Source organism: Streptomyces tuirus (assembly GCF_014701095.1).
Taxonomy (GTDB): Bacteria; Actinomycetota; Actinomycetes; order Streptomycetales; family Streptomycetaceae; genus Streptomyces; species Streptomyces tuirus.
The window spans coordinates 849,338-872,803 of the sequence record NZ_AP023439.1 but is presented as its reverse complement, the minus strand read 5'-3'; the positions used below and the strand labels follow the sequence as shown (position 1 = coordinate 872,803).

The 23,466-nt window shown below is 71.9% G+C and carries 24 protein-coding genes, 2 pseudogenes and 1 riboswitch; of the genes and pseudogenes, 8 read left to right on the top strand and 18 right to left on the bottom strand.

Translation table 11 applies throughout. The features are described 5' to 3' along the window. Positions 1-91: 91 nt before the first annotated feature. The 6 genes from IGS69_RS04120 to IGS69_RS04095 all read right to left on the bottom strand — a co-directional run bounded on the left by IGS69_RS04120 (position 92) and on the right by IGS69_RS04095 (position 7,406). Positions 92-871, bottom strand: coding sequence for an SGNH/GDSL hydrolase family protein (locus IGS69_RS04120; RefSeq protein WP_190897078.1), 780 nt, complete (start codon positions 869-871; stop codon positions 92-94). 138 nt (positions 872-1,009) lie between these two features. Further along, positions 1,010-2,023 (bottom strand): hemolysin family protein, encoded by a 1,014-nt coding sequence (locus tag IGS69_RS04115; RefSeq protein WP_190897076.1) that lies wholly within the window; start codon positions 2,021-2,023, stop codon positions 1,010-1,012. Beyond that, on the bottom strand, positions 2,020-3,360 hold the full coding sequence (locus IGS69_RS04110) for a hemolysin family protein (protein WP_190897074.1): 1,341 nt from the start codon (positions 3,358-3,360) through the stop codon (positions 2,020-2,022). The genes IGS69_RS04115 and IGS69_RS04110 overlap by 4 nt, the downstream gene beginning before the upstream one ends. 177 nt (positions 3,361-3,537) lie before the next feature. Beyond that, on the bottom strand, positions 3,538-3,963 hold the full coding sequence (locus IGS69_RS04105; RefSeq protein ID WP_190897072.1) for a GNAT family N-acetyltransferase: 426 nt from the start codon (positions 3,961-3,963) through the stop codon (positions 3,538-3,540). Between the two features lie 55 nt (positions 3,964-4,018). Continuing rightward, positions 4,019-6,586 (bottom strand): ABC transporter permease, encoded by a 2,568-nt coding sequence (locus IGS69_RS04100; RefSeq protein ID WP_190897069.1) that lies wholly within the window; start codon positions 6,584-6,586, stop codon positions 4,019-4,021. Between the two features lie 4 nt (positions 6,587-6,590). After that, positions 6,591-7,406 carry an ABC transporter ATP-binding protein gene (locus IGS69_RS04095; RefSeq protein WP_190897067.1) on the bottom strand — a complete coding sequence of 272 codons (816 nt, stop codon included), beginning with the start codon at positions 7,404-7,406 and terminating at the stop codon, positions 6,591-6,593. 135 nt (positions 7,407-7,541) lie between these two features. Here IGS69_RS04095 and IGS69_RS04090 point away from each other — a divergent pair, with 135 nt between their 5' ends. Both IGS69_RS04090 and IGS69_RS04085 read left to right on the top strand, forming a co-directional pair. Next, complete coding sequence (locus tag IGS69_RS04090; RefSeq protein WP_020270799.1) at positions 7,542-7,781, top strand: hypothetical protein; 240 nt, start codon at positions 7,542-7,544, stop codon at positions 7,779-7,781. A gap of 4 nt (positions 7,782-7,785) precedes the next feature. Beyond that, on the top strand, positions 7,786-8,160 hold the full coding sequence (locus tag IGS69_RS04085) for a fic family toxin-antitoxin system, toxin component (RefSeq protein WP_142165227.1): 375 nt from the start codon (positions 7,786-7,788) through the stop codon (positions 8,158-8,160). A gap of 12 nt (positions 8,161-8,172) precedes the next feature. Here IGS69_RS04085 and IGS69_RS04080 read toward each other — a convergent pair whose 3' ends face one another. The 6 genes from IGS69_RS04080 to bioB all read right to left on the bottom strand — a co-directional run bounded on the left by IGS69_RS04080 (position 8,173) and on the right by bioB (position 14,142). After that, positions 8,173-8,847, bottom strand: coding sequence for a class I SAM-dependent methyltransferase (locus tag IGS69_RS04080; RefSeq protein WP_190897065.1), 675 nt, complete (start codon positions 8,845-8,847; stop codon positions 8,173-8,175). Between the two features lie 77 nt (positions 8,848-8,924). Continuing rightward, positions 8,925-9,860 (bottom strand): endonuclease/exonuclease/phosphatase family protein, encoded by a 936-nt coding sequence (locus IGS69_RS04075; protein ID WP_190897063.1) that lies wholly within the window; start codon positions 9,858-9,860, stop codon positions 8,925-8,927. A gap of 11 nt (positions 9,861-9,871) precedes the next feature. Continuing rightward, positions 9,872-10,798 (bottom strand): class A beta-lactamase, encoded by a 927-nt coding sequence (bla, locus tag IGS69_RS04070; protein ID WP_190897061.1) that lies wholly within the window; start codon positions 10,796-10,798, stop codon positions 9,872-9,874. A 60-nt stretch (positions 10,799-10,858) separates the two neighbouring features. Continuing rightward, on the bottom strand, positions 10,859-11,584 hold the full coding sequence (gene bioD, locus IGS69_RS04065) for a dethiobiotin synthase (protein WP_190897059.1): 726 nt from the start codon (positions 11,582-11,584) through the stop codon (positions 10,859-10,861). Between the two features lies 1 nt (position 11,585). Then, complete coding sequence (locus IGS69_RS04060) at positions 11,586-12,938, bottom strand: adenosylmethionine--8-amino-7-oxononanoate transaminase (RefSeq protein ID WP_190897057.1); 1,353 nt, start codon at positions 12,936-12,938, stop codon at positions 11,586-11,588. Then, positions 12,931-14,142: a biotin synthase BioB gene (gene bioB / locus IGS69_RS04055; RefSeq protein ID WP_190897055.1), complete on the bottom strand. Its 1,212-nt coding sequence runs from the start codon at positions 14,140-14,142 to the stop codon at positions 12,931-12,933. The genes IGS69_RS04060 and bioB overlap by 8 nt, the downstream gene beginning before the upstream one ends. A gap of 150 nt (positions 14,143-14,292) precedes the next feature. On the opposite strand from bioB, the gene IGS69_RS04050 reads away from it, so the two are divergent. Beyond that, positions 14,293-15,420 carry an 8-amino-7-oxononanoate synthase gene (locus IGS69_RS04050; RefSeq protein WP_190897053.1) on the top strand — a complete coding sequence of 376 codons (1,128 nt, stop codon included), beginning with the start codon at positions 14,293-14,295 and terminating at the stop codon, positions 15,418-15,420. A 72-nt stretch (positions 15,421-15,492) separates the two neighbouring features. Here IGS69_RS04050 and IGS69_RS04045 read toward each other — a convergent pair whose 3' ends face one another. Further along, a complete protein-coding gene (locus IGS69_RS04045) occupies positions 15,493-15,723 on the bottom strand; it encodes a DUF397 domain-containing protein (protein WP_190897051.1) in 231 nt (76 codons plus the stop codon). 9 nt (positions 15,724-15,732) lie between these two features. Further along, positions 15,733-16,593: a helix-turn-helix domain-containing protein gene (locus IGS69_RS04040; RefSeq protein ID WP_190897049.1), complete on the bottom strand. Its 861-nt coding sequence runs from the start codon at positions 16,591-16,593 to the stop codon at positions 15,733-15,735. Between the two features lie 213 nt (positions 16,594-16,806). Between IGS69_RS04040 and IGS69_RS04035 the strand changes: the two genes are divergently transcribed. Further along, a complete protein-coding gene (locus IGS69_RS04035; RefSeq protein ID WP_190897047.1) occupies positions 16,807-17,265 on the top strand; it encodes an ATP-binding protein in 459 nt (152 codons plus the stop codon). 530 nt (positions 17,266-17,795) lie between these two features. Here the strand turns inward: IGS69_RS04035 and IGS69_RS04030 are convergent. From IGS69_RS04030 to IGS69_RS34515, 3 genes and pseudogenes are all read right to left on the bottom strand, one after another. Next, a complete protein-coding gene (locus IGS69_RS04030; protein WP_190897045.1) occupies positions 17,796-18,269 on the bottom strand; it encodes a C40 family peptidase in 474 nt (157 codons plus the stop codon). 4 nt (positions 18,270-18,273) lie between these two features. Then, a riboswitch (cyclic di-AMP (ydaO/yuaA leader) is annotated at positions 18,274-18,475 on the bottom strand. Positions 18,476-18,820: 345 nt separating this feature from the next. Next, positions 18,821-19,066 carry a hypothetical protein gene (locus tag IGS69_RS04025; RefSeq protein ID WP_190897043.1) on the bottom strand — a complete coding sequence of 82 codons (246 nt, stop codon included), beginning with the start codon at positions 19,064-19,066 and terminating at the stop codon, positions 18,821-18,823. Between the two features lie 65 nt (positions 19,067-19,131). Then, positions 19,132-19,257, bottom strand: a pseudogene (locus IGS69_RS34515) (ATP-dependent Clp protease proteolytic subunit); the annotation flags it as partial. Positions 19,258-19,347: 90 nt separating this feature from the next. Here IGS69_RS34515 and IGS69_RS35160 point away from each other — a divergent pair. Together IGS69_RS35160 and IGS69_RS04015 are read left to right on the top strand one after the other, a co-directional pair. Then, positions 19,348-19,527: pseudogene (locus IGS69_RS35160) on the top strand (hypothetical protein); the annotation flags it as partial. Positions 19,528-19,767: 240 nt separating this feature from the next. Continuing rightward, positions 19,768-20,904: a baeRF10 domain-containing protein gene (locus IGS69_RS04015; RefSeq protein WP_190897038.1), complete on the top strand. Its 1,137-nt coding sequence runs from the start codon at positions 19,768-19,770 to the stop codon at positions 20,902-20,904. A 337-nt stretch (positions 20,905-21,241) separates the two neighbouring features. Here the strand turns inward: IGS69_RS04015 and IGS69_RS04010 are convergent, their stop codons facing one another. Beyond that, entirely contained in the window at positions 21,242-22,234 is a 993-nt protein-coding gene (locus tag IGS69_RS04010; protein ID WP_190897037.1) for an ABC transporter permease, read from the bottom strand. A gap of 173 nt (positions 22,235-22,407) precedes the next feature. Here IGS69_RS04010 and IGS69_RS04005 point away from each other — a divergent pair, with 173 nt between their 5' ends. Together IGS69_RS04005 and IGS69_RS04000 are read left to right on the top strand one after the other, a co-directional pair. After that, positions 22,408-23,049 (top strand): TetR/AcrR family transcriptional regulator, encoded by a 642-nt coding sequence (locus IGS69_RS04005; protein WP_190897036.1) that lies wholly within the window; start codon positions 22,408-22,410, stop codon positions 23,047-23,049. A gap of 112 nt (positions 23,050-23,161) precedes the next feature. Next, positions 23,162-23,464 carry an urease subunit gamma gene (locus IGS69_RS04000; protein WP_190897035.1) on the top strand — a complete coding sequence of 101 codons (303 nt, stop codon included), beginning with the start codon at positions 23,162-23,164 and terminating at the stop codon, positions 23,462-23,464. The last annotated feature ends 2 nt before the right edge of the window (positions 23,465-23,466 follow it).

The following is a 23,466-nucleotide window of genomic DNA, read 5'->3' as shown; positions in this document are numbered from 1 at the left end:
GTGCACGGATTCTACTGGCGATTCGTGCAGGCCAGCGCCGCGGGTGTCCTTGTCGGAACCTACGAGAGCACCCGGCCCTCTCCACCTGGGGCTACGCCGGGTCCTCGTACGGCAGCAGCTCGGGCCGCTTGGGGGGCAGTCCGTCGCCCGAGGAGCGGCCCGTCAGGCGGCGGCCTATCCACGGCAGCAGGTGCTGCCGGGCGAACCGGGCGTCCGCCACGCGCCGCATGACCCAGCCCGGCGGCAGGGTCGCCGGCATCGGCGTGTGCCACTCGGCGTCCTCCGGGTCGTGGCCCAGCGTCTGCCACACCGCCTCCGCGACCCGGCGGTGGCCCTCGGCCGTCAGGTGCAGCCGGTCCACGTCCCACATGCGCGGGTCGCTCAGGGACGGCGCGCCGTACAGGTCGACGACGATCGCGCCGTGCCGGGCGGCCAGCTCGTCGACGCAGGCGAACAGCTCCTCCATGCGGGGCCGGAACCGCTCCAGGACCGGGCCCTGCCGGCCCGGGCTGCGCATCAGCACGAGCTGCCGGCAGGCGGGGGCCAGCTTCTCCACGGCCTCCTCCAGGAGCGCGCGGACCCGGCCCATGTCGCACTTGGGCCGCAGCGTGTCGTTGAGCCCGCCGACCAGGGTGATCACGTCGGCCCCCATGGCCGCGGCGACGTCGACCTGCTCGTCGACGATCTGCTGGATCAGCTTGCCGCGCACCGCGAGGTTGGCGTACTGGAAGCCGGGCGTCCGGGCCGCCATCCGCGCGGCGAGCAGGTCGGCCCAGCCCCGGTAGGTGCCGTCGGGCATCAGATCCGACATGCCCTCGGTGAAGGAGTCGCCGACGGCGACCAGGCTGCTGTAGGTGGGGTTCGTCTGCATGGCGACGGAAATAGTACTCCGTGCACATACCCAGCAGTCGGTCGGTCCACGAATGGGCCGACCGACAGCGAACCCCCCGGCCGCGATCCCGCACGGCAGCCCCGGCACCCCGCACAGCACCCCCGCTGCCCCGCCGCCTCAAGCCCGCTGGCCGAACAGCTCCCGCAGGACGTCCTCCATGGTCACCAGCCCTGCCATGCGTCCGTCCGTGCCGAGGACGGCCGCGAGGTGCGTGCGGCTGCCCCGCATCGCCGTGAGGACGTCGTCCAGTGGTGTGTGCTCACGCACGCGCGCGATGGGGCGCATGTCCCGCAGCCGGAACGGCGTGTGCCGCCCGGCGGCCTCCAGGGCGTCCTTCACGTGCAGGTAGCCCACGATCCGCCGCCCCTCGTCCACCACCGGGAAGCGGGAGAACCCGGACTGCGCCGACAGCCGCTCCAGCTCCTCCGGCGTGACGCCGACCTTCGCGTACACCACGTCCTCCAGCGGCATCACGACGTCCCGCACCGGACGGCGGCCCAGCTCCAGCGCGTCGCGCAGCCGCTCCTGGGCCCGGTCGTCGATCAGGCCGGCCTCGCTGGAGTCCTTCACGATCTGCGCTATCTCCGCGTCCGAGTAGGAGGCGGAGACCTCCTCGCGGGCCTCGACCCGCAGCAGCTTCAGCAGGGCGTTCGCGAACGCGTTCACCGTGAAGATCACCGGACGCAGCGCCCGGGACAGCGCCACCAGGGGCGGTCCGAGCGCCAGCGCGCTGCGCACCGGCTCGGCGAGCGCGATGTTCTTCGGCACCATCTCACCGAGCAGCATGTGCAGATAGGTCGCGAGGGACAGCGCGATCACGAAGGACACCGCGTGCCCCGCGCCCTCGGGCACACCCACCGCGTGGAACACCGGCTCCAGCAGATGCGCGATCGCCGGTTCGGCCACCACGCCCAGCACCAGCGTGCACAGCGTGATGCCGAGCTGGGCGGCGGCCATCAGCGCGGACACGTGCTCCAGGCCCCACAGCACGCTCTTGGCGCGCCGGTCGCCCTGGTCGGCGTAGGGCTCGATCTGGCTGCGGCGCACCGAGATCAGCGCGAACTCGGCGCCGACGAAGAAGGCGTTGACGACGAGCGTCGCCAGTCCGATCAGCAACTGGACGGCGGTCACAGCTCCACCCCCTTCTCGTCGGGCTTGTGGTCGTCGAGGGGGGCGCGCAGCCGGACGCGGGCGGCCCTGCGCCCGGTCGCGTCCAGGACCTCGAGGTGCCAGCCGGCGACCTCCAGGGTGTCTCCGGCGGCCGGTATCCGGCCGAGCACCGTGGCCACCAGCCCGGCGAGCGTCTCGTAAGGCCCCTCCGGCGCGCGCAGCCCGATCCGTTCCAGATGGTCCACACGCGCGGATCCGTCGGCCGAGTACAGCGCGTGCCCGGACTCGTCGGTGCCGGCCGCGGCCAGGTCCGGGGTCTCGTGCGGGTCGTGCTCGTCGCGCACCTCGCCGACGACCTCCTCGACGATGTCCTCCAGCGTGGCCACGCCCGCCGTGCCGCCGTACTCGTCGATCACGACGGCCATCGTGCGCTTGCCGGAGAGCCGGTCCAGGAGCCGGTCGACGGTGAGCGTCGCCGGGACCAGCAGCGGTTCGCGCATCAGCTCGGAGACATGGATCCGCCTGCGGCGCTCGGCCGGCACCGCCAGCACGTCCTTGACGTGGGCCGTTCCGACGACCGAGTCGAGGGTCCCGCGGTAGACGGGGAACCGGGACAGGCCCGTCGCCCGGGTCGCGTTCGCGACGTCCTCCAGGGTCGCCTGCACATCCAGCGCGACGACCTGCACCCGGGGCGTCATCACGTTCTCCGCGGTCAGGTCGGCGAGGTTCAGCGTGCGCACGAACAGCTCGGCGGTGTCCGCCTCCAGAGCGCCTTGCTTCGCGGAGTGCCGTGCCAGGGCCGCCAGCTCCTGCGGCCCGCGCGCCGAGGCGAGCTCCTCCGCCGGCTCCACACCGATCCGCCGCACGACCCGGTTGGCCGTGTTGTTGAGGTGCGTGATGAAGGGCCGGAACGCGGCGCTGAACCAGCGCTGCGCGTTGCCCACCGTCTTGGCGACGGTCAGCGGCGAGGAGATCGCCCAGTTCTTCGGCACGAGCTCGCCGACGACCATGAGGAACACCGTCGACGCGGCCGTACCGAGCACCAGCGCGACGCTGTGCGACGCCGAGCGCGAGACGCCGAGGTCCTCCAGCGGACCGGCGATCATGGCCGCGATCGACGGCTCGGCGAGCATGCCGACCACCAGGTTGGTGACGGTGATGCCGAGCTGCGCGCCGGAGAGCTGGAACGTCAGATTCCGTACGGCCTTCAGCGCACCGGCCGCGCCCCGCTCGCCGCGCTCCACGGCCCGCTCCAGCTCGGCGCGCTCGACCGTGGTGAGGGAGAACTCGGCCGCCACGAAGGCGCCACAGGCGAGCGAGAGCAGGATCGCCACCAGCAGGAGGAGCACTTCGGTCATCGGTTCACCCCCGTTCCATCGTTCTCCAGGACGGGGCTGAACGCGCGGTGTCGCGCACGGGGAGGCTCGCCCATGGGCGGACGCTCACAACCTTTCATGCAGGACCGAGTGGCCATTCAAGAGTAAAGGATGGGCAAAGTCCTCTTGCGGGCGCGATCACCGGTTCCCTGGCCGCGCCTACTCGGTGAGCGGCTTCACCCAACGTCGCCACTGCTCCTGTGCCCCGTACCCCGCCGCATCCCACGCCCGATGCGCGATCTCGTTGCGCGTCAGCACCATCGCGTCCGCGCGGCGCCCGCCGAGCCGTACGAACCGCTCCTCCGCGGCGGCGAGCAGCGCGGACGCGATGCCCTGGCGGCGGTGGTCCGGATGCACGGCCAGCCGGTACAGATGACACCGCCAGCCGTCGAACCCGGCGATCACCGTGCCCACCAGTTCACCACCGTGTTCGCCGAGGATCAGCGCCTCGGGGTCCCGCGCCACGAGCCGCTCCACGCCGGCGCGGTCGTCGCTGATGCTCGTGCCCTCGGCGGCCGCCTTCCAGAAGGCCAGCACGGTGTCGAGGTCGTCGGGCGTCGCGGCCCGGATGCGCAACTCGGTCATCCCAAGATCACATCACCCGGGCCGGCCCGCGTCAGACCGTTTCACCATGCGGACGTCACTCGTGCGCGATAGCCGCCAGCACGTTCATGCGGGAGGCGCGCAACGCCGGCAGCAGCGCCGCCACCACACCGACCACCGCCGAACCGACCACCACCAGCACGATCGTGACCCACGGGATCGCCAGCGCCGTCATGCCCTGGAGCGCCAGCACCTGCTGCATGCACACCCCCCACACCAGCCCCAGCACCAGCCCGAGGACCGCGCCGAACACCGCGATCACCACCGACTCCAGCCGGATCATCCGCCGCAGCTGACGCCGGGCCAGCCCGATCGCCCGCAACAGCCCGATCTCCCGGGTGCGTTCGACCACCGACAGCGCGAGGGTGTTGACCACGCCGAGCACCGCGATGATGATCGCCAGCCCGAGCAGTGCGTACACGAGGTAGAGCAGGACGGCGATCTGGTCGTGGACCAACTGCTTGTAGTCGGCCAGGTCCCGCACCTGCACCTGCGGATACGCATCCAGCGTCTTTTCCAGGTTCGCGCGCAGGTCGTCGTCGCCCGTGCCAGGGGCGGCGTTGACGTACAGCGCGGAGTCCTGTCCACCCGGCGCGTACCGCTGCAGGGTGCCCAGCCCGAAGAACAGGCCGCCCTGGGTGCCGAATCCCTCGGCGGCGTCCTGGTCGGTGAGCGCGCCGACCGTCAGCTCGGCCGAGCGTCCGCCCGGGAACTCCACCGGGAGCGTGCTGCCCACCCGCACGCCGTGGTCGCGTGCGAAGTCCCGGTCCATGGCGAGCCGTCCGGGCCCGAGCGCGGACGCGGAGTCCCCTTGCGCGTAGGTGATGTTGGCGACCTCGTCGAGCCGCGGATCGTAGCCCGCGGCGGTGGTCTCCACGCGGTCGCCGTCCGGGAGCCGCACCGCGACCGGTGTGAACCGCCCGCGCACGACCAGGCCCACCCCGTCGGTGCCGCGCACCTTGCCGGTGACCTCCTCGGGGAACGGCTGGAAGTTGGTGTTCTGGATCACGAAGTCGGCGCCGAGGGTCTTGTCGATCTGCCGGTCGAACGAGGCGGTCATCGACTCGCTCGCCACCGACATCCCGCCCACCAGGGCGATCCCCACCATCAGGGCCGCCGCCGTCGCTCCGGTACGGCGGGGATTGCGCAGGGCGTTGCGCTGGCTCATCCGCCCGATCGAGCCGAACAGCGCGGGGAAGGCCGCGCCGAGCACCCGGATCACCGGATGCACCAGCAGCGGCCCGGCGATCACGGTCGCGATCAGGGTGAGCACCACACCGAGGCCCAGCAGGGACGCCGCCGACGAGGTCTGCCGCGACACGGCGCACCCCGCGAGCGCCGCCGCACCGGCCGCCCCGACGACCCCGCCCGCCACCGCGCGCATCCGCAGTGGCCGGCCCACCCCGGCGACCTCCGCGTCCGAGAGGGCGGCCATCGGCGAGACACCCGCGGCCCGCCGCGCCGGGAGGTACGCGGCGACGAAGGTGACGCCGAGCCCGACGACGTACGCCGCCACCGGAGTCACCCAGCCGATCTCCATCTCGTCGGCGTCGATGTTCATGCCGAGCAGGCCCATCAGCCCGATCAGCCCCGCCGCGAGCCCGATGCCCGCGGCGAGTCCCAGCGTGGAGCCGACCAGGCCGAGCAGCAGGGCCTCGGTGAGCACCGAGCCGCGGACCTGGCGCCGGTCGGCACCGAGCGCGCGCAGCAGCCCCAGTTCGCGGGTGCGCTGGGCGATGAGCATGGAGAAGGTGTTGACGATCAGGAACACGCCGACGAGCACGGCGATCCCGGCGAAGCCGAGCATCACGTACTTGATGACGTCGAGGAACCCGCCCAGTTGCTCGACGTCCGACTCGGCCTGTTCGCCGGCCGTCCTGAAGTCGTAGGTGTGTGCGCCGAGCGCGGCGGCCACGCGCCGCTTGAGCTGATCGTCACTGACGCCCGCCGCCGCGTCGACCGAGATGGCGGTCGCCGTCCCCGGCCGGCCCAGCAGCTTCGTCTGGGCCGTGGGCGTGTCGAAGTAGAGCAGCGCGGAGCCGGGGTTCGTCGTCGTGAACGTGACGATGCCGACGACCCGCACCGTGAACGAACCGGGGGGTGCGATCACGGTGAGCGGGTCGCCGATGCGCACGTTCCTGCGGTCGGCGGTCTCGGAGTCGATCAGCGCCTGGGCGGGACCGCGCGGGGCATGACCCGAGGTCAGCTCGACCGGGCTGCGCTCGTTCGGGGTCCAGGCGTAGCCGAGCGTCGGCGCCCCGGTGGTGGGCCCCACCGGCCGGTTCTCCTCGTCGACGGCCGTGAGGCCGCTCACCTTGACGTCCGCGCGGGCCGCCGCGACCCCGTCGACCTGCCGGACCCGTTCGGCGAGCGCGGCCGGCAGGGTGGCCGTCCGGCCGGAGGGCACCGCCTCGTCGAGGTCCTCCTTCGGGCTGACCGTGACATCGGCCGCGGTGGAGGCGAACAGCCGGTCGAACGTGCGGCTGACGGTGTCCGAGAAGATCAGGCTCCCCGTGACGAACGCGACGGACAGCAGGACGGCGAGCGCGGAGAGCAGCAGCCGCCCCTTGTGGGCCAGGAAGCTCCGCAGGGTCGCCTTGAGCACGGGCTCAGTTCTCCTCGGGTGACGCGGTGGCGTCCTCGTACCGGGTGCGGATCACGTCGAACCTCTTCATCCGCTCCAGGACCGCCTCCGCCGTGGGGCGCCGCATCTCGTCGACGATCCGGCCGTCCCCGAGGAAGAGGACCAGGTCCGAGTGGGCGGCGGCGCCAGGGTCGTGGGTGACCATGACGACGGTCTGCCCCAGCTGGTCGACGGCCTCGCGCAGGAAGCCGAGCACCTCCAGGCCGGCCCGCGAGTCGAGGTTGCCGGTCGGCTCGTCCGCGAAGATCAGCTCGGGCCGGGAGGCCAGCGCCCGCGCGCAGGCCACCCGCTGCTGCTGCCCGCCGGACAGCTGTGACGGCCGGTGCCGGAGCCGGTCCCGCAGGCCCAGGGTGTCGATCACCTGGTCCAGCCACTTCTCATCCGGTTTCCGGCCCGCGATGTCCATCGGCAGGGTGATGTTCTCCAGCGCGTTCAGGGTCGGGATGAGGTTGAACGACTGGAACATGAAGCCGATCCGGTCCCGGCGCAGCCGTGTCAGCTCGCGCTCCCTCAGCCCCGTGATCTCCGTGTCGCCGAGCCACACCTGACCGGCCGACACGGTGTCGAGCCCGGCCAGACAGTGCATCAGGGTGGACTTCCCGGACCCCGACGGGCCCATCACGGCCGTGAACCGGCCCCGGACGACGTCCACGTCCACCGAGTCGAGTGCGAGCACGGCCGTCTCGCCCGAGCCGTACGCCTTGGTGAGACCGCGGGCGCGGGCCGCGATCCCGTCGGCCGGCGCGAGGCCGGGAGCGTGCTCCGCAGCAGGTGTGGACAAGGCCGCCTCCTCTGGGTGGACGTCAGGACCTCCTGGCCCTGCCCGAGCGTAATGTGACCCGGCCCACACTCGGTATCCTCCGCGGGTCGGACACCGCCCTTGCCGGTGCTAGCACCCTCGCGCTAGCTTCGAGGTATGGCGAAGACCCAGCTGAACGTGCGCGTCGACGAGGGCACCGCCCGCGCCGCCCGTGAGCGCGCCCTGGCCCGCGGGATGAGCGTCAACCGCTACATCGAGGAACTGGTCCGGCAGGACACCGGCGAGGTCGGCCACACCTTCGTGGAGGCCGCCGCCGACTTCATGAAGCAGTACGAGTCCGTCTTCGCCGAGGAGTTCGGCGCAGACCGTGAGGGCACGCGCGAAGGTCGCCACTGAAGCGTTGAACAACCTCGAGATCGACCTCGCCTGGCTGCTGATGCTCGCCGAGCACAAGACCCCCGGAGACCCCCAGGTCACCGACTGGGGAGCCCTCGTCGCCGCCGTCGCCCGCCACCAGGCCGCCATATTCGACGTCCCCGTCTACGACAGCCCGCACGCCCGCGCTGCGGCACTCCTCCAGCTCCTGCTCCACGTGCCCGCGCTGGAGCGCTCCAACGCCCTGTTCGCCTCCGCCGTCGCCTACGCCTACCTCGTCGCCAGCGGCGTCAAGGTCATCACCTCGCCCGAGCAGGTCCGCGACCTCGCCCGGCTGGTCAAGAGCGGAGAGGCGTCCGTACGGGACATCGAGCAGGAGCTGCGCCAGTGGAGCCTGTGACCACCGGCCGCACTACCCACTGACCGGACGCCAGGCCGTGCCCAGCACGCAGTACGAGCTGGGCAGCCGCGGCCCCTCCTGCGGCATCAGGACCTGCCGGTAAGGACCGAGTTCGAACCCGGCGTCCCGCAGCGCCCGCACCGGCTCCCGCGCCACGTGGCAGCCCCCGCTCAGCATCGGCCACACCGTCCGGTCCAGGGCGTGCTGAGTGAAGGTCATCGCCCGGCCACCGCCCCGGCCGTGCTCGAAGAACCGCACCTCGCCGCCCGGCCGCAGCACCCGCCGCAGCTCGGCGAGCGCCCGGGGCACGTCCCGCACACTGCACAGCACCAGCGACACCACGGCGGCGTCGAAGCCCTCGCTCTTGACCGGCAGCGCCTCCGCCGCGCCCGGCACCACGTCCACCGGCACCTCGGCGCGCAGCGCTGCCTCCACGGCCAGGTGCCGCAGCCGCCGCTCCGGTTCGATCGCCACGACCTCGGCGACGGTGCCCGGGTAGTGCGCGAAGTTCAGCCCGTTGCCCGCGCCGATCTCGATCACCCGCCCGGACAGCCCGTCGAGCAGTCTCCCGCGGATGCGGCCCATGCCCATCCGGGTCTCGGCGGCGACACTGACCCTGGCGTAGCAGCGGGCGAACAGCGGATGGTGCACGGCGTCCCGTGGCACCTTGCCGGAGCGGAGCGGCATGGGGGACCTCCCGGACGAGGCTGGCCTAGCGCCTTAGGGCGATTGTCCCCCGCACGGGCCCGCCGCACCCCTGCCGGTTACCGAAGGAGTATCCGCCCCAGCACCGGCAGGTGGTCGCTCCCGGTCGCCTCCCGTGCGGACACCTCTGTCACCTCGACCCCGCGCCCCAGCACCTGGTCGATCCTCGCCACCGGCAGCCCGGCCGGCCAGCTGAACGCGAACCCCGTGGACGGGGCGTCGAGTCGGGAGGTGAGCGGCCCGAGCCCGCGGTCCTGCACGGTGCCGTTGAGGTCGCCCACCACCAGGAGCCGCCGGGCCGGGTCGTCGGCGATCCGGCCCGCGAGCAGGGCGGCGCTCTCGTCACGGGCCGCCGAGGCGAGCCCCGTCGCGCCCAGCCGCACGGACGGCAGATGCACCACGTACACCGCCAGCTCGCCGCCGGGCGCGGACACCGTGGCCCGCAGTGCCCGCCGCCAGCTGTCGGGAAAGCCCGCGGGCCGGATGTCCACGGGCCCTACGTCCGACAGCGGGTACACGGACCACAGCCCGACCGTGCCGTGCACCGCCCGGTGCGGATGGGACCCGCCCAGGACGTCCTGGTATGCCGGCCGTGCGGCGGGCGTCAGTTCCTCGACGGCGATCAGCCCGGCGCGGGTGGCGAGCAGGGCCCGTGCGGTGCCGGCGGGGTCGGCGTTGTCGTCGGCCACGTTGTGCTGGACGACGGTCAGGTCGGACGCGCCCGGGGGCGAGGAGAACCACATCCCGCCGAACATCCACAGCCACACGGCCATGGGGGCGAGGCAGGCGAGCAGCCCCGCCCCCGACCGCCCGAGCAGGGCGAGGCAGCCGAACACGGGCACCGCCGCCCCCAGCCACGGCAGGAACGTCTCCAGCAGGCTCCCCAGCCGACCGGTCCCGTTGGGCACGGCGGAGTGCAGGGCGAGCAGACCGGCGACCCCGAGGGCACCGCCGACGAGCCAGGCGTCCCGCGGCCGCAGCCCTCCCGTGCCCATCACGCGACCCCCTACGCCAGTTCCGCCGCCAGCAGGGCGGCAGCGCCGGCCACCAGCGGATTGTCGGCCGGGGCGTCCTCCTCCGGCTGGGTGGTCAGGACGGACATCACGATCGGCGGACCGTCCGGCGGCCAGGTGATGCCGACGTCGTTGTTGCCGCCGTAGCGTCCGCCGCCGGTCTTGTCGGCGATCAGCCAGTCGGCGGGCAGGGCCTTGCGGAACTTCTCGGTGCTGGTGGTGTTGCGCAGCAGCCAGTCCGTGAGCCGCGCCCGGTCCCGGGGCTCCAGCGCGGTGCCGAGCACCAGCCGGGCGTAGGTCAGGCCGATGGCGCGCGGCGTGGTCGTGTCGGTCACGCGCCACGGCTCCGCGGAGTTGAGCTCGGGCTCCCAGCGGTCGAGCCGGGTGATCCGGTCACCGACCGAGCGGGAGAAGCGCGTGACGGCGGTCGGCCCGCCCAGCTCCTTCAGGAGCAGGTTGCCCGCGGTGTTGTCGCTGAAGCGGATGGTGGCGTCGCACAGTTCGCCCACGGTCATGCCGGTCGCGACGTGGTCCTGGGTGATGGGGGAGTAGCCCGACTTGGTGACGTACTCCTGGGTGTAGTGCACGCGCCGGGCCAGGAACTCGCCGTCACGGTCGAGGTCGCGCAGTACGGCCGCGGCGGCGAGCGTCTTGAACACCGAGGCCATCGGGAAGCGTTCGTCGGCCCGGTACGCCACCGTCCGGCCGGTGCGCAGGTTCCGGCCGTACACGCCCAGCCGGGCGGTGTGCTCCTGCTCCAGCTCCCGCAGCCGCGCGGTGACGCCGTCGGTTCCCGGCAGGGCGCGGGCCGTGCCGGCGCCGCCCAGCGAGAGAGCGGCGGCCGTGCCCAGCGCGAGGGCCGTACGGCGGGACAGGCGTGGTCCGTTCGAGTACAAGGTGGTCCCTTCGGAGGTGATCACATACGTAATTCAACACGCAACCACGCCCGCCTCGGTTTCACCGCGCGCCCGCCCCAGCCCTCAGTACGCCCCGGGCGCCTCCCGGATCCGGAACGCCTCCGCGTCCCACGAGCCGTCCAGCCGTGGCGCCAGCCAGTGTGGCGCGGTCGCCCGGAAGACGGCGGGGGAGAGGGTGCCCGAGCCGGCCGGAACCGAGCCCAGCAGGGGGGCCTCGGACACGTCGGGCAGATCCGCGAGATTGCAGCGCGCGGCGAGATCGGGGGCCGCGGGCCAGCTGCCGATCACGATCCCGGCCAGATCCAGCCCCCGGCCCCGCAGTTCACGCGCCGTCAGCTCCGTCGTGTTCAGGGTGCCGAGCCCCGCCGCGGTCACGACCAGCACCGGCGCCGACAGCAGCCGGGCCGCGTCCGCGAGGGTGCCGCCGACCGCGTCGAACCGGACGAGCAGTCCACCGGCCCCCTCGACCAGCACCAGGTCGTGCTCGGTCGCCAGCTTGGCGGCGGCCTCCGCGACCTCGTGCGGATGGACCGGGGCCAGCCCGGCCCGGCGCGCCGCCGTGGCGGGCGCCAACGGCTCGGGAAAGCGGGCGAGTTCGGCCGTCGTCACCGGGCCCGCCAGGCGCGCCACCTCGGCGGCGTCCCCGGGCTCGTCCGGCCCGACGCCCGTCTGCGCGGCCTTCAGCACGGCCACGGAACGGCCGGCGGCCAGCGCCGTCGCCGCCACGGCGGCGGTCACGACCGTCTTTCCGACCTCCGTGCCCGTGCCCGTGATCACCAGTACCGGCATGTCATCCCTCCCGCGCCGCCGCGCACACGGCCCGCGCGATCCGGGCCAGATCCTCGTCGCCCGTCACGTACGGCGGCATCGTGTAGATCAGATCGCGGAACGGCCGCAGCCACACGCCCTCGCGCACGGCCGCCGCCGTCGCCGCCTCCATGTCCACGGCGTGGTCCAGCTGCACCACGCCGATGGCGCCGAGCACCCGCACGTCCGTCACGCCCGGCAGCTCCGAGGCCGCCGCGAGCCCGTCCCGCAGCCCCGCCTCGATCCGCTTGACCTCGGCGAGCCAGTCCTGACCGAGCAGCAGCTCGATCGAGGCGCAGGCCACCGCCGCCGCCAGCGGATTGCCCATGAACGTCGGCCCGTGCGCGAGCACCGGAACCTCGCCCCGCGAGATGCCGTCGGCCACCCGCGGGGTGCACAGCGTCGCCGCCATCGTCATGTAACCGCCGGTCAGCGCCTTGCCCACGCACATCACGTCCGGCGTCACTGCCGCGTGCTCCGCCGCGAACAGCGCACCCGTACGGCCGAAACCGGTCGCGATCTCGTCGAACACCAGCAGCACGTCGTGCGCGTCGCACGCCTCGCGCAGCACCCGCAGATACGCGGGGGAGTGGAACCGCATGCCACCCGCGCCCTGCACCACCGGCTCGACGATCACCGCGGCCAGTTCATCGGCGTGCCGCTCGATCAGCGACCGCAGGTGCTCGGCGTAGGCCTCGTCGTACTCCGCCGGGGGCGGGTCGGCGAACACCTGACGCTGCAGCACCCCGGTCCACAGGTCGTGCATCCCGCCCTCCGGGTCGCACACCGACATGGGCTGCCAGGTGTCGCCGTGGTAGCCACCGCGCCAGGTCAGCAGCCGCTGCTTGCCGGGGCGGCCGAGCGAACGCCAGTACTGCAGGCACATCTTGACCGCGACCTCGACCGACACCGACCCGGAGTCGGCGAGGAAGACATGCTCCAGGCCCTCGGGCGACATGTCGGCAAGGAGCTTCGCCAGGCGTACGGCGGGCTCGTGGGTGAGCCCGCCGAACATCACATGGCTCATCCGCTCCAACTGACCGCGCGCGGCCTCGTTGAGTACCGGGTGGTTGTAGCCGTGGATCGCCGACCACCAGGACGACATCCCGTCGACCAGCTCTCGCGGACCGTCCGGTACGCCCGAACCGTCCGTGACCGCCGAACCGTCCGCGACCGCCGAACCACCCGGCGCCCCCGAGCCGTCGGCGATCCGCAGCCGTACCCCGCTCGCCGACTCCACGACGAGCGGTTCCTGCCGTCCGGGCATCGGACCGTACGGATGCCACACATGCCGCCGGTCGAGCTCCAGCAGCCCGGGCACCGTCAGCTCAGGCATTGGGCGCGAGGTCCGTTCCGGCGCCCCGGCGGCGGACGGCGACCAGGTCGGTACGGGCATCGGCGGCCGTACGGGGCTCGGCGGCCGTACGGGGCTCGGCGGCCGTACCGGTCTCGGAGGCCTCCGGGGCGGCGTCGGAGCCGCACGCTCCGCCGCCCCCGGAACCGCAGACCCCGCCACCGTCGTGGCAGCCCCCGGCGGCCCGGTGCTCCGGCAGCGTCACCTGGCCGGTGCCCTCCACCTCGAAGCCCGCATCCGCGATCATCTCCAGGTCGGCCTTGCCGGCCTGGCCCTCACTGGTGAGGTAGTCGCCGAGGAAGATCGAGTTGGCCAGGTGCAGCGCCAGCGGCTGCATCGTGCGCAGATGAACTTCGCGCCCGCCCGCGATCCGCACCTCGACGTCCGGGCAGACGAACCGCGTCATCGCCAGGATCCTGAGGCACCGCTGCGGGGTCAGGTTCCACTCCTTGCCGAGCGGGGTGCCCTCGAACGGGATGAGGAAGTTGACCGGGATCGAGTCCGGGTCCAGCTCACGCAGCGAGAAGACCACGTCCACGAGGTCCTCGTCCGTCTCGCCCATGCCGGCGATCAGCCCGGAGCAGGCGGACAGACCGGCCGCGTGCGCCTTCTGCACGGTGTCGACCCGGTCCTCGTAGGTGTGCGTGGTGGTGATCTCCCCGTACGTCGCCTCGGACGTGTTGAGGTTGTGGTTGTAGGCGTCGGCGCCGGCCTCGCGCAGCCGCTCGGCCTGGCCGTCGGAGAGCAGCCCCAGACAGGCGCAGACCTCGACGCCCTCGTTGTTGTCCTTGATCGTCTTGATCGTCTCGGAGACCCGGTCCACGTCGCGGTCCGTCGGGCCGCGTCCGCTCGCCACCAGGCACACCCGCTTGGCCCCTCCGGCCACACCGGCCGCCGCCGCGTCGGACGCCTGGTCGGGCTTGAGCCAGGTGTACTTCAGGATCCCGGCCGTCGAGCCGAGCCGCTGCGAACAGTACGAGCAGTCCTCGGGGCACAGGCCGGACTTGAGGTTGACGAGATAGTTCAGTTTCACCCGTCGGCCGAACCAGTGCCGACGCACCTTTCCGGCCGCGGCCACCACATCGAGCAGGTCGTCGTCGGACGTCGCGAGGACGGCCAGAGCCTCGTCGCGGGTCGGCAGCTCGCGCCGAAGCCCCTTGTCCACCAGCGTGTTCAGCAGGTCCATGGAATCCGATCCTGTCCTAAGGAGGTGCTCGGGGCAAAGGAGAGTTCGCACAACAGAGTCGCTTCGAGGTGTGGGTATTGCCACACACTGACCTGCTGGTGGTCCCGCTAGTGTCTGTGCACTGCCTACAAATTCCGCGGAGGACCACCCATGGCGTTCGGCTGGATCGACGAGCAGGCGGAGCTGCGCGCCCGCGCCGGACTCGTACGGACTCTGCGCCCTCGTCCGGCCGATTCGCCGCTCCTCGACCTGGCGAGCAACGACTACCTCGGGCTGGCCCGCCACCCCGAGGTCACCGAGGGCGCGGCCCGGGCGGCGCGGACCTGGGGCGGTGGCGCGACCGGCTCCCGGCTGGTCACCGGCACCACCGAACTGCACACCGAACTCGAACGGGAACTGGCCGATTTCTGCGGTTTCGAGGCGGCACTCGTCTTCTCCTCCGGTTACGCCGCCAACCTCGCGGCGGTCACCGCGCTGGCCCCGCACGGCTCCCTGATCGTCTCCGACGCGGGCAACCACGCCTCGCTCATCGACGGCTGCCGGCTCGCCCGCGGGACCACCCAGGTCGTGGCGCACGCCGAGCCGGACGCCGCGCGCAAGGCGCTGGCCACCCATGAGGGCACGGCCATCGCCGTGTCCGACACGGTCTTCTCGGTCGACGGCGACGCGGCCCCCCTCGCCGAGCTGGCCGAGGTCTGCCGGGAACACGGCGCGGGGCTGGTCGTCGACGACGCCCACGGGCTGGGCGTTCTCGGCGACGGCGGCCGCGGGGCCCCGCAGGCGGTGGGGCTCGCGGGCGCGGACGACGTCGTCGCGACGGTCACACTGTCCAAGTCGCTGGGCAGCCAGGGCGGAGCCGTCCTCGGCCCGGCCCGGGTCGTCGGACACCTCGTCAACGCCGCCCGGACGTTCATCTTCGACACGGGACTCGCCCCGGCGGCGGCGGGTGCGGCCCTGTCGGCCCTGCGGCTGCTGCGCGGCGAGCCGCAGCGGGCGGCGCGGGCCCGCGCGGTGGCGGGCGAACTGCACGCACGCCTGACCGCCGCGGGTCTGGAAGCGGTGCGTCCGGACGCCGCGGTGGTCTCGGTGCGGGCGCCCTCTCCCGAGGACGCCGTGCGCTGGGCGGCGCAGTGCCGCGCGGCGGGCCTGGCCGTGGGGTGCTTCCGGCCCCCTTCCGTGCCGGACGGCATCTCACGGCTCAGGCTGACCGCACGCGCGGACCTGACCGCTCAGCAGATCGAACGCGCTGTACAGGTGATCGGAGAGACGCGGCCATGAGTCGGCGAAACGCGGCCATGAGTCGGCGTGACACGGCCGTGCGTCGCACGATGACGGACTGATCGAACGCGGTTACATGCGCTCCACCCCGGCCGCGAACGCCGCCCAGCTCCCCGGGGAGAAGAGCAGCGCGGGTCCGGCCGGGTCCTTGGAGTCGCGCACGGCGAGCAGTCCGGCCCAGGGCGGGGCATCCGGACGCGCGGTCTCGACGCAGTTGTTCGCGCCGGTGCTGTAGCTGCTGCGCAGCCACCGCACACCGTGCAGTTCGATGCTTGAGGGGACGTGACGAGGCAGTGCACGCATGGTGCCTCCTTACGCGCCGGCGGCTGTCCCGGCGATGAAATCCAACGAGTCCTCGGGCGAAAGGGCGTGGATCTGAAGGGCGTTGAAGGCCTCCGTGTAGGCCTGGAGGTCTTCTTTCCGTTCGAGGTAGAGGCTACTCGTCAAGTGGTCGAGAACAACCACATCCAGATCAGAAGTGCTCGAAAATGACAGGATTACGAAAGGGCCGGTGACACCGATGTGCGCCCCGGCGGCGAACGGCAGTACCTGCAGGCGCACTTGGGGAAGCCGGGCGGCCTCGACCAGTCGCTCCAGCTGGCGGGCCATGACCCCGGGTCCGCCCACCTCGCGCCGCAGCACCGCCTCGTCCAGGACAGCGCTGAGTTTCAGCGGGGGATCCGCGCGCAGCACGTCCTGCCGGGCCAGTCGCACCTCGACCAGCGTGTCGAGCCGGTCTTCGGGAAGTCCCTCCACCGCGGCCCTGGTCACCGCACGCGCGTACTCGGGCGTCTGGAGCAGACCGGGCACGACGGTGGTCTCCAGCGTGCGCATCGCACCGGCCTGCGACTCCAGGCTGATGAAGTCCCGGTAGGTCGGCGGCAGTACCCCGCGGTAGGCGTGCCACCAGTGGTGCCGGCCGCCGCTGTCGTCGGAGCCCGCCAACACCATGAGCAGTTCGCGAAGTTGGGAGTCTGTCACACCGTAGGCGTCCAGAAGTAACCGCACATCGGCCGGTTTCACCCCGCTCGTGCCCGTCTCGATCCGGCTGACCTTGGACTGGTGCCAGCCCACCAGCAAGGCCGCCTCACCGCTCGTGAGCCCCGCAGAGGTGCGCAGCGCACGCAGTTCGGCGCCCAGTTTCCGGCGGCGCACCGCGGGACCGTGCTGCATGGGCTCCTCCTTACTCCCTCCGAGCCACCCAAATACGGTCTCGCGTCGCAGAGTTCACCGCTTTGAGCGACAGATATATGCATATCTTGGTGGATCGCCGTCCTTCGGGGGTGTTCTGGTGGCAGTCTGGCGACGAAGCACCAGTCCGGGACCGTACTCGAACCATCCGCTCCGTGTCGGGCTGTGGTCCCGTGGGAAAGGGACGAGGTCGCCATGGCAGACCATCTGGAAGCATCCGTCACTCTGCCGAGCGATCCCGCCTCGGTCTCCGCAGCGCGTGCCTACGTGGTGGGCACGCTGGCGGAGTGGGGTCTGCCGGTGGACACGGAAGTGTCCGACACCGTCCGGCTCATCATCTCCGAACTCGCCACCAACGCCGTCCAGCACACCTTCGGTCAGTCGCCCACGTTCACCGTGGACGTCGAACTGGACCGGGACGAGCACCTGCGCATCGGTGTTACGGACAGCCATCCGCGCTTCCCCAGACGCCTGCCGGCCGCCGTCCAGCAGGACAACGGCCGCGGTCTGGTCATCATCCGCTGGCTGACCGCGGAATGCGGCGGCAGGCTCCGTATCCGCCCCACTCGCGAGGGCGGCAAGACCATCTCGATCGAACTCCCCTGGGTCGTCCCGGTCGGGCCGGTGACGACAGCGGTGCAGCAGGAGCCCTAGCCACACAGGAGCCCCTCAGGAGGACGCGAAAGGCATATCCAGCGGGTGCCCTCCGCGCACCCCGGGCCGCGGGACCCACATCCGGGCCATCCCCACGTGTATGACGCCCGCTCCGCGCCTCGCGCCCGTCACCGGTGCTGAGCCGAAACCTCCCGGTGCGCAGCCGCCCCCCCCGGAAGCCCTGACGGCTGACCGACGGTGTGCCGCAGCGGTGCGGGATCGCGACGCGGCCCCCGGCCGTCTCCTCCGCGGAGGTCTCATCGGCGCCGTCCGTCTCCGTATGCAGCCCCGCCCGCCGCACGTGCCGCGGGAGCAGCTCCCACAGGCCGACGCGGACCAGGAAGGTCGTCGCGCCCGCGGCGACACCGCCGGTCCGGCCCGACGTCACGTCGACCACCAGCAGCGCACGGAACCGCTGAACGCGAACACCAGCACGCTCAGACGGGTGGTGGTGACGGGTAACCACATGACCCCGTGTCACGCTCCGGCGAGCGGCGGCGCGTCAAGGACGCCGCCGCACGCCGGGCGGATCACTTCACGCGTCCGTACCAGACACTCTTGGTCCAGATCTTCTGCAGTCGCACCACGTCCCCGCTCTTCGGGGAGTGCCAGAGCTTGTTCTTACCCGCGTAGATACCGACGTGGTACACGTTGCTGCCCGAGTGGAAGAACACCAGGTCGCCCGCCTTGCGGTTCTTGGCGGAGATGTGGCGCGTCTTGTTGTACTGCTGGGCAGCCGTGCGGGGGAGCTTCTTGCCGGCCTTCTTGAACGAGTAGAGCGTGAGTCCGGAGCAGTCGAACCGGTGCGGACCGGTGGCCCCGTACCTGTAAGGTGCACCCTTCTTGGAGGCCGCGATCTGGAGTGCCTTGGTCGCCGGTGTGGCCGCCGCCGCCTCGGATGCGAAGCCGGGCGCCACGATGGAGCCGCCCACCGCGGCGATGGTGAGCGCCGAGGCCGTGCCGGCCCGGGCCATGAGCGACGGGACACGATTGAGCGCAGTCATGCGCAACCCTTCGTCAGCCGCCTGTGAAGGATGACCTGTCGGATTCGGGCTGACAAAGTTGCCCGGCCGCTGACGCGGCTTCACCCCAAGGGCTGCTCGGGGCCGGTCATGGCGTGACCGTCCCGGCGACCCGTCGTGCTCGGGTCCTCCACTCCTGCCGATCCACTCCTGTCGACCGGTCATCCGGGCGGCGGCAGGACTCGGCGTCCGCCCGGATCGCCCCGCCACAGCGGCGGGGGCTTGTCGTCAGACAGGGATCTTGGCGCATGCCTGTCCGGATTTCCCAACGGAACCGGGGATTTGTGTTGTTACTCACCACTCACCCGTTCGGGTGGACACGTGTGCGTTCGGGCCACTGTCCACTGGTTCGCGGAGCCCCGGACCAGCGATGGAATGCCCCATTCCGTCCACCGGCTACGCGCGTTGCGCAACCGGAACGGTCCGGAAATCCGTCTCCTGCCTACTCCGAACAGCGGTACGTCTTTTGGTCCGTTTCAACTCAGCTCCGGACGCATCGTGGGCGGCGCTGCGTCCGGACCGACGGTTCCGCGTCAACTGACGGACTCCGGGGGCAGGGTGAGCCGGGCGGTGCGCCGCTCGCCGCCCAGCACCAGTGCGTCACGCAGCGCCGTCGCCTTGCCGACCAGGGCCTGGGCGGCGCGTAGTCCGCGGTAGGTGTCGCCGTCCTGGGCGGGGTTGATACGACCGAGCAGGTCGACGACCTCGAGGTAACGCTCGATCAGTTCCGCCTCGGCCCGCGTCAGGGCGGGCAGGGGCGGCAGTTCGGCCGGGAGCACCGGAGCCTCACCGACCGGTCGGCGGGGCCACGGTGGCCTGGCGGCTCGGGATGATCCCGTCGATCAGGCTGATGGATCACCAGGCGGGCGTCGGGCGGCGCGAATCGCTTGCCGGGCGTGCCCGCCGCCAGCAGGACCGAGGCGGCGGCACCGGCCCGGTCCAGGCAGATCGTCGAGCTTCGAGTACGGATCGTCCGTTGCCCGGAGCCCGTGCGTTCGGTGAACTCGGGGAGCGCGTTCCTGGGTCTCTTTGCGTCACCGGAATCTGGTTCTCGGAGGTCGCGGAGCAGCAGGTGGTCAGCGCGGTCTCCACGGTCCGCGAGGCCGCTGCCGCCCCTGGCGCACCCCAGCGGTTCGGCATCGCGGCGGAGCACCGCCGGGCCGGCCCGGCCCAGGCGGTTTCGTCTGGATCAGTGGGCCGTCGTGGCACTGATCGGGACCAGGCTCACCCGGGGGAGTGAAGATCGGGAACTCGTCGACTCGGAGGGCCGTTGTCGACCGGGTGTGCTGCGCCCGGAGCGCAGGACGGCCGCGCGCCACCAGGCCCGGGAAATCGACCGCCCGGGCCTGGTGGCGCCTGACCCGCCCGGCGCGGGCAGCCCCGGAGCGACGGAACGAGTCACGCTGCGGTTGCTGCACCCGCGTCCACCGCGTTACCTGGAACGGGGCCGAGTGAGGCTCACGGAGCGCGAGGAGCGGTGATGATCACGCAAGACCAGGTCGATCGAATTCTCCGGCTGAACGGGAACGGACTACCGTTGGTCTCGCTCTACATCCCCGCGGAACCGGACAGGACGGGCCGCCGCGCGTTCCTGACCCGGGTGGCGAGCCTGCTGGACCGCATCCAGCCCCTCGCGGAGGACCGCTCACTCGAGCACGCCGCGCGGCTCTCGCTCCGCGAGGACATCGCGAAGATCGGGAAATCGCTCGAGGAGGAGCCCCACAGGCCGGGCGCTGTCGCCGTCTTCTCCTGCAGCGGCAACGGCGTCTACGAGCAGGTGTGGCTGCCGCGAAGCACCCGCGAACGCATCGTCGTGGACGCCGATCCGTACGTCCGTCCGATGCTGGGCGTGCTCGACGAGTACTACCGCACCTGCGCGGTCATCGTGGACAAGGGGACCGGCCAGGTCTGGGAGCACTACATCGACGAGGCACGGGAGCTGGAGACGATCCGCGACCGTACGCTGCGCAAGCCCAACTACGCCGCCGGGTTCGCCGAGAACCGGGTCCGCAACAAGGCCGACGAGCTCAGCAAACGGCACTACCGGCGGCTCGTCGGCGAGCTGAAGCAGCTGTTCGGGACCGGGCGCTTCGACCTGCTCGTCGTCGGCGGCCACTCCTATGAGGTGCCGGTCTTCACCGAGTTTCTCCCGCGCGAACTGCGTGACCGGCTCATCGGCAGTTTCACCGTCGACCGCGAGACCGCCACGCCCGAGGACATCAAGCAGAAGGTGCAGGAGCTCGTCTCCGACCACGCACACCAGGAGCAGCGACAGCTCGTCGGCGAGATCCTCGAAGCCAAGGCGGCCCGGCGGCCCAGCGCCGTCGGGCTCGACGAGACGCTGTGGGCGGCCTCGCTGGCCGCGATCCGGACGCTGGCGGTGGACGAGGGGGCCGTTGCCCCAGGCGTCGTCTGCGACCGGGACGGGCTGCTTGCGCGCTCGGGAAAGACCTGCCCCCTCTGCGGGGAGCCGCTGCGCGAGGTCCCCGACGTCATCGACGAACTGACCCAGTCCGTCATCGACGACGGCGGCGACGTCCGGCACATCGAGCCGGAGACGGAACTGCGCGCGCACCAGGCCGGGGCACTGCTGCGCTTCGAACTTCCCCCGCAGTAGACCGGCGCGAGATAGTCCGCCGGATCCTTTGACCACCCCGCATAACCGGAGTAATCATAGTAAATAGGACCGGTCAACCACGACAGGGCTCCCTCGCGGAGTACCTGTCGGGCACCGGCCAGGTCCCCGGCGAATTCTGAGATACGAGCAGTGGGTTGATCGGAACTTTCCGGGGACCGTCTATGCGTCCGGGGGTCGTCAACGTGTCCGGGGACCGTCTACGTGTCCGGGGACCGTCTACGTGTCCGGGGACCGTCTACGTGTACGACATCTGTGTGCACCACGCCTTCAGGCCGGTCAGGACTCCATCGCGTTCTTCGGCCCCCTCCGGCGCGCGTCAGGCCACCGCCGAGAGCTCCCGCTGCTCGGCCGCGGGTCCACCGCCCGCCTTCCGGGCCCGGAGTGAGCTGCCGAGCAGTACGGCGCCCAGGCCGAGAGCCGCCCACCAGGCGAGGGTGAGGGCCGGCCCGGTCGCCGCCGCGCCGTCGAAGTACGACACCGAGCGCAGCAGCGTCGTCCCCGCGCCCGGCGGGAGCCACTGGCCGATCGCGCCGGCCGGCTCCGGCAGCATCTGCGGGGCCGAGGTCGCGCCGGAGAACGGGTTGCCGATCAGCATCACCACGGCGGCCCCGACGCCCGTGCCGGCGGGGCCGATGAGGGCGGCGAGCCCGGCGACGGCGCCGCCGACGGCCAGCGTGGACAGACCGAGCACCGACGCCTCCGTCCACCAGACACCGCTGAGCGCCCCGAGCCAGCTGTGCGCGATCCCGGCCGCGATCACGCCCACCAAGGCCGATGCGCCGAGCAGTGCGATCACGGCTCGGGAGCCGCGCAGCCCCAGCAGGGTGACGACAGCGCCCGCCGCGATGCCGGCCAGGGCGAGCGGCAGTGCGGCGGCGTTCAGCACCGCGCCGCGCGGATCGCTCTCCGGGGTGGGCACGACGTCGACCGTCTTGACCTGTGTGCCCTGAGCGGCGGCCTGTTGGGTCACGGCCTGCTGGAGGAACTGCGCGACCACCGGACTCGCGGCCGATGCGGTCAGCAGTTCGGGCCCCTGCGGGGTGACCACGACCGCGCCGTACACGCTCCGGTCCTCGATGGCGTCCCGGGCGGCGGCCTCGTCGGCGTAGCGGTGGATCTCGAAGGCGCCCTCGTGCCGCTCGAGTTGCCGCTCGACCTGGGCCGCCGCGGTGGGCGGTCCGGCCACGCCCAGCGGCAGGTCGCGGGGTGCGATACGGGAGGCCGGCCAGGCGAAGGCCCACAGGGCGAGGGCGGCCAGGACGGGCACGAGGACGACGACCGCGATCACATGGCGGTTGCGGGAAGGCATGAGGGTCTCCTGAAGCGAGCGGGACCGGAAGCGAGCGGGGCCGGAAGCGAACGGGACGACCGGAAGCGAGCGGCACCGAACCAAAAAGAAGGATCGTTCGTTTTGCTGTCTCCTCACCGTGCTCCCGTCGCGCCGTCTTGTCAAGAATGAATATTCGTTCTACTTTGGGGATCATGGCTCGCGTGTCCCAGGAACATCTCGACGCCCGCCGCCGCCAGATCCTCGACGGTGCCGCGGTCTGCTTCGCCCGCAACGGCTTCCACGCCACGTCCATGCAGGACGTGCTGAAGGAGGTCGACCTCTCGGCGGGGGCGGTCTACCGCTACTTCAGCGGCAAGGAGGAGCTGATCGGCGCGATCGTCGCCGAGACGCTCGGTTCCGTCCGCGAGGCCTTCGAGGAGGCGGCGCGGCAGAGTCCGCCCCCGCCGCCGGACGAGCTCGTCGCCTCGGTCCTCGGCAGGACCCTCGCCGCCCGTGAGTCCCTGGTCGTCGACGGCCGGCCCGCCTTTCCGCGGCTCGTCATCCAGGTGTGGACGGAGACGCTGCGCAATGAGGAGCTGGCGGCCCTCCTGCGGGAGGGCTACGGCTCGGTCCGTGCGGCCTGGGGAAAGATCGTCGAGGGCTATCAGGAGGCCGGCATGATGCGGGCGGACGTCGCGCCGGACCATGTGGCCCGCACGATGATCGCCTGCGTGCTCGGATTCATCGCCCAGCAGTCCCTCTTCGGGCCCGCCCCGGTCGAGGTCCTCCAGGACGGCCTGCGGGCACTGACGGGCATGCGTGGCGAGGGCGGCGATGGATCACAGCTCGGTTAACGTGCCCGAAACGCGGTCCAATTAGCCTGCCGATCCACGCCACCTGGCACTTTGCCCGTGGCCGCGGCAACCGGGCCCCGCACGGCCCGGAGTGACGACTGTGAGGTGGGACGTGCAACTGACCCCGCATGAGCAAGAACGGCTGCTGATCCACGTGGCGGCCGACGTGGCCGAGAAGCGCCGGGCCCGCGGGCTGAAGCTCAACCACCCCGAGGCGGTCGCGCTCATCACCTCGCACATCCTCGAGGGCGCCCGGGACGGCCGCACCGTCGCCGAACTCATGGCCTCCGGACGCAAGATCCTGACCAGGGACGACGTCATGGAGGGCATCCCGGAGATGATCCACGACGTCCAGGTCGAAGCCACCTTCCCGGACGGCACCAAGCTCGTCACCGTCCACGACCCGATCGTCTGACG

Excerpts from the sequence above, each read along its gene's own strand:
- IGS69_RS04090 (WP_020270799.1), top strand. The coding sequence starts at position 7,542 with ATGGCGAAGACCCAGCTGAACGTGCGCGTCGACGAGGGCACCGCCCGC.
- bioD (WP_190897059.1), bottom strand. The coding sequence starts at position 11,584 with ATGCCGGTACTGGTGATCACGGGCACGGGCACGGAGGTCGGAAAGACG.
- IGS69_RS04005 (WP_190897036.1), top strand. The coding sequence starts at position 22,408 with ATGGCTCGCGTGTCCCAGGAACATCTCGACGCCCGCCGCCGCCAGATC.
- IGS69_RS04030 (WP_190897045.1), bottom strand. The coding sequence starts at position 18,269 with ATGACTGCGCTCAATCGTGTCCCGTCGCTCATGGCCCGGGCCGGCACG.
- IGS69_RS04080 (WP_190897065.1), bottom strand. The coding sequence starts at position 8,847 with ATGCCGCTCCGCTCCGGCAAGGTGCCACGGGACGCCGTGCACCATCCG.
- IGS69_RS04050 (WP_190897053.1), top strand. The coding sequence starts at position 14,293 with ATGGCGTTCGGCTGGATCGACGAGCAGGCGGAGCTGCGCGCCCGCGCC.
- bioB (WP_190897055.1), bottom strand. The coding sequence starts at position 14,142 with ATGGACCTGCTGAACACGCTGGTGGACAAGGGGCTTCGGCGCGAGCTG.
- IGS69_RS04105 (WP_190897072.1), bottom strand. The coding sequence starts at position 3,963 with ATGACCGAGTTGCGCATCCGGGCCGCGACGCCCGACGACCTCGACACC.
- IGS69_RS04015 (WP_190897038.1), top strand. The coding sequence starts at position 19,768 with ATGATCACGCAAGACCAGGTCGATCGAATTCTCCGGCTGAACGGGAAC.
- IGS69_RS04010 (WP_190897037.1), bottom strand. The coding sequence starts at position 22,234 with ATGCCTTCCCGCAACCGCCATGTGATCGCGGTCGTCGTCCTCGTGCCC.
- IGS69_RS04045 (WP_190897051.1), bottom strand. The coding sequence starts at position 15,723 with ATGCGTGCACTGCCTCGTCACGTCCCCTCAAGCATCGAACTGCACGGT.
- IGS69_RS04035 (WP_190897047.1), top strand. The coding sequence starts at position 16,807 with ATGGCAGACCATCTGGAAGCATCCGTCACTCTGCCGAGCGATCCCGCC.
- IGS69_RS04110 (WP_190897074.1), bottom strand. The coding sequence starts at position 3,360 with ATGACCGAAGTGCTCCTCCTGCTGGTGGCGATCCTGCTCTCGCTCGCC.
- IGS69_RS04120 (WP_190897078.1), bottom strand. The coding sequence starts at position 871 with ATGCAGACGAACCCCACCTACAGCAGCCTGGTCGCCGTCGGCGACTCC.
- IGS69_RS04075 (WP_190897063.1), bottom strand. The coding sequence starts at position 9,860 with ATGGGCACGGGAGGGCTGCGGCCGCGGGACGCCTGGCTCGTCGGCGGT.
- IGS69_RS04040 (WP_190897049.1), bottom strand. The coding sequence starts at position 16,593 with ATGCAGCACGGTCCCGCGGTGCGCCGCCGGAAACTGGGCGCCGAACTG.
- IGS69_RS04060 (WP_190897057.1), bottom strand. The coding sequence starts at position 12,938 with ATGCCTGAGCTGACGGTGCCCGGGCTGCTGGAGCTCGACCGGCGGCAT.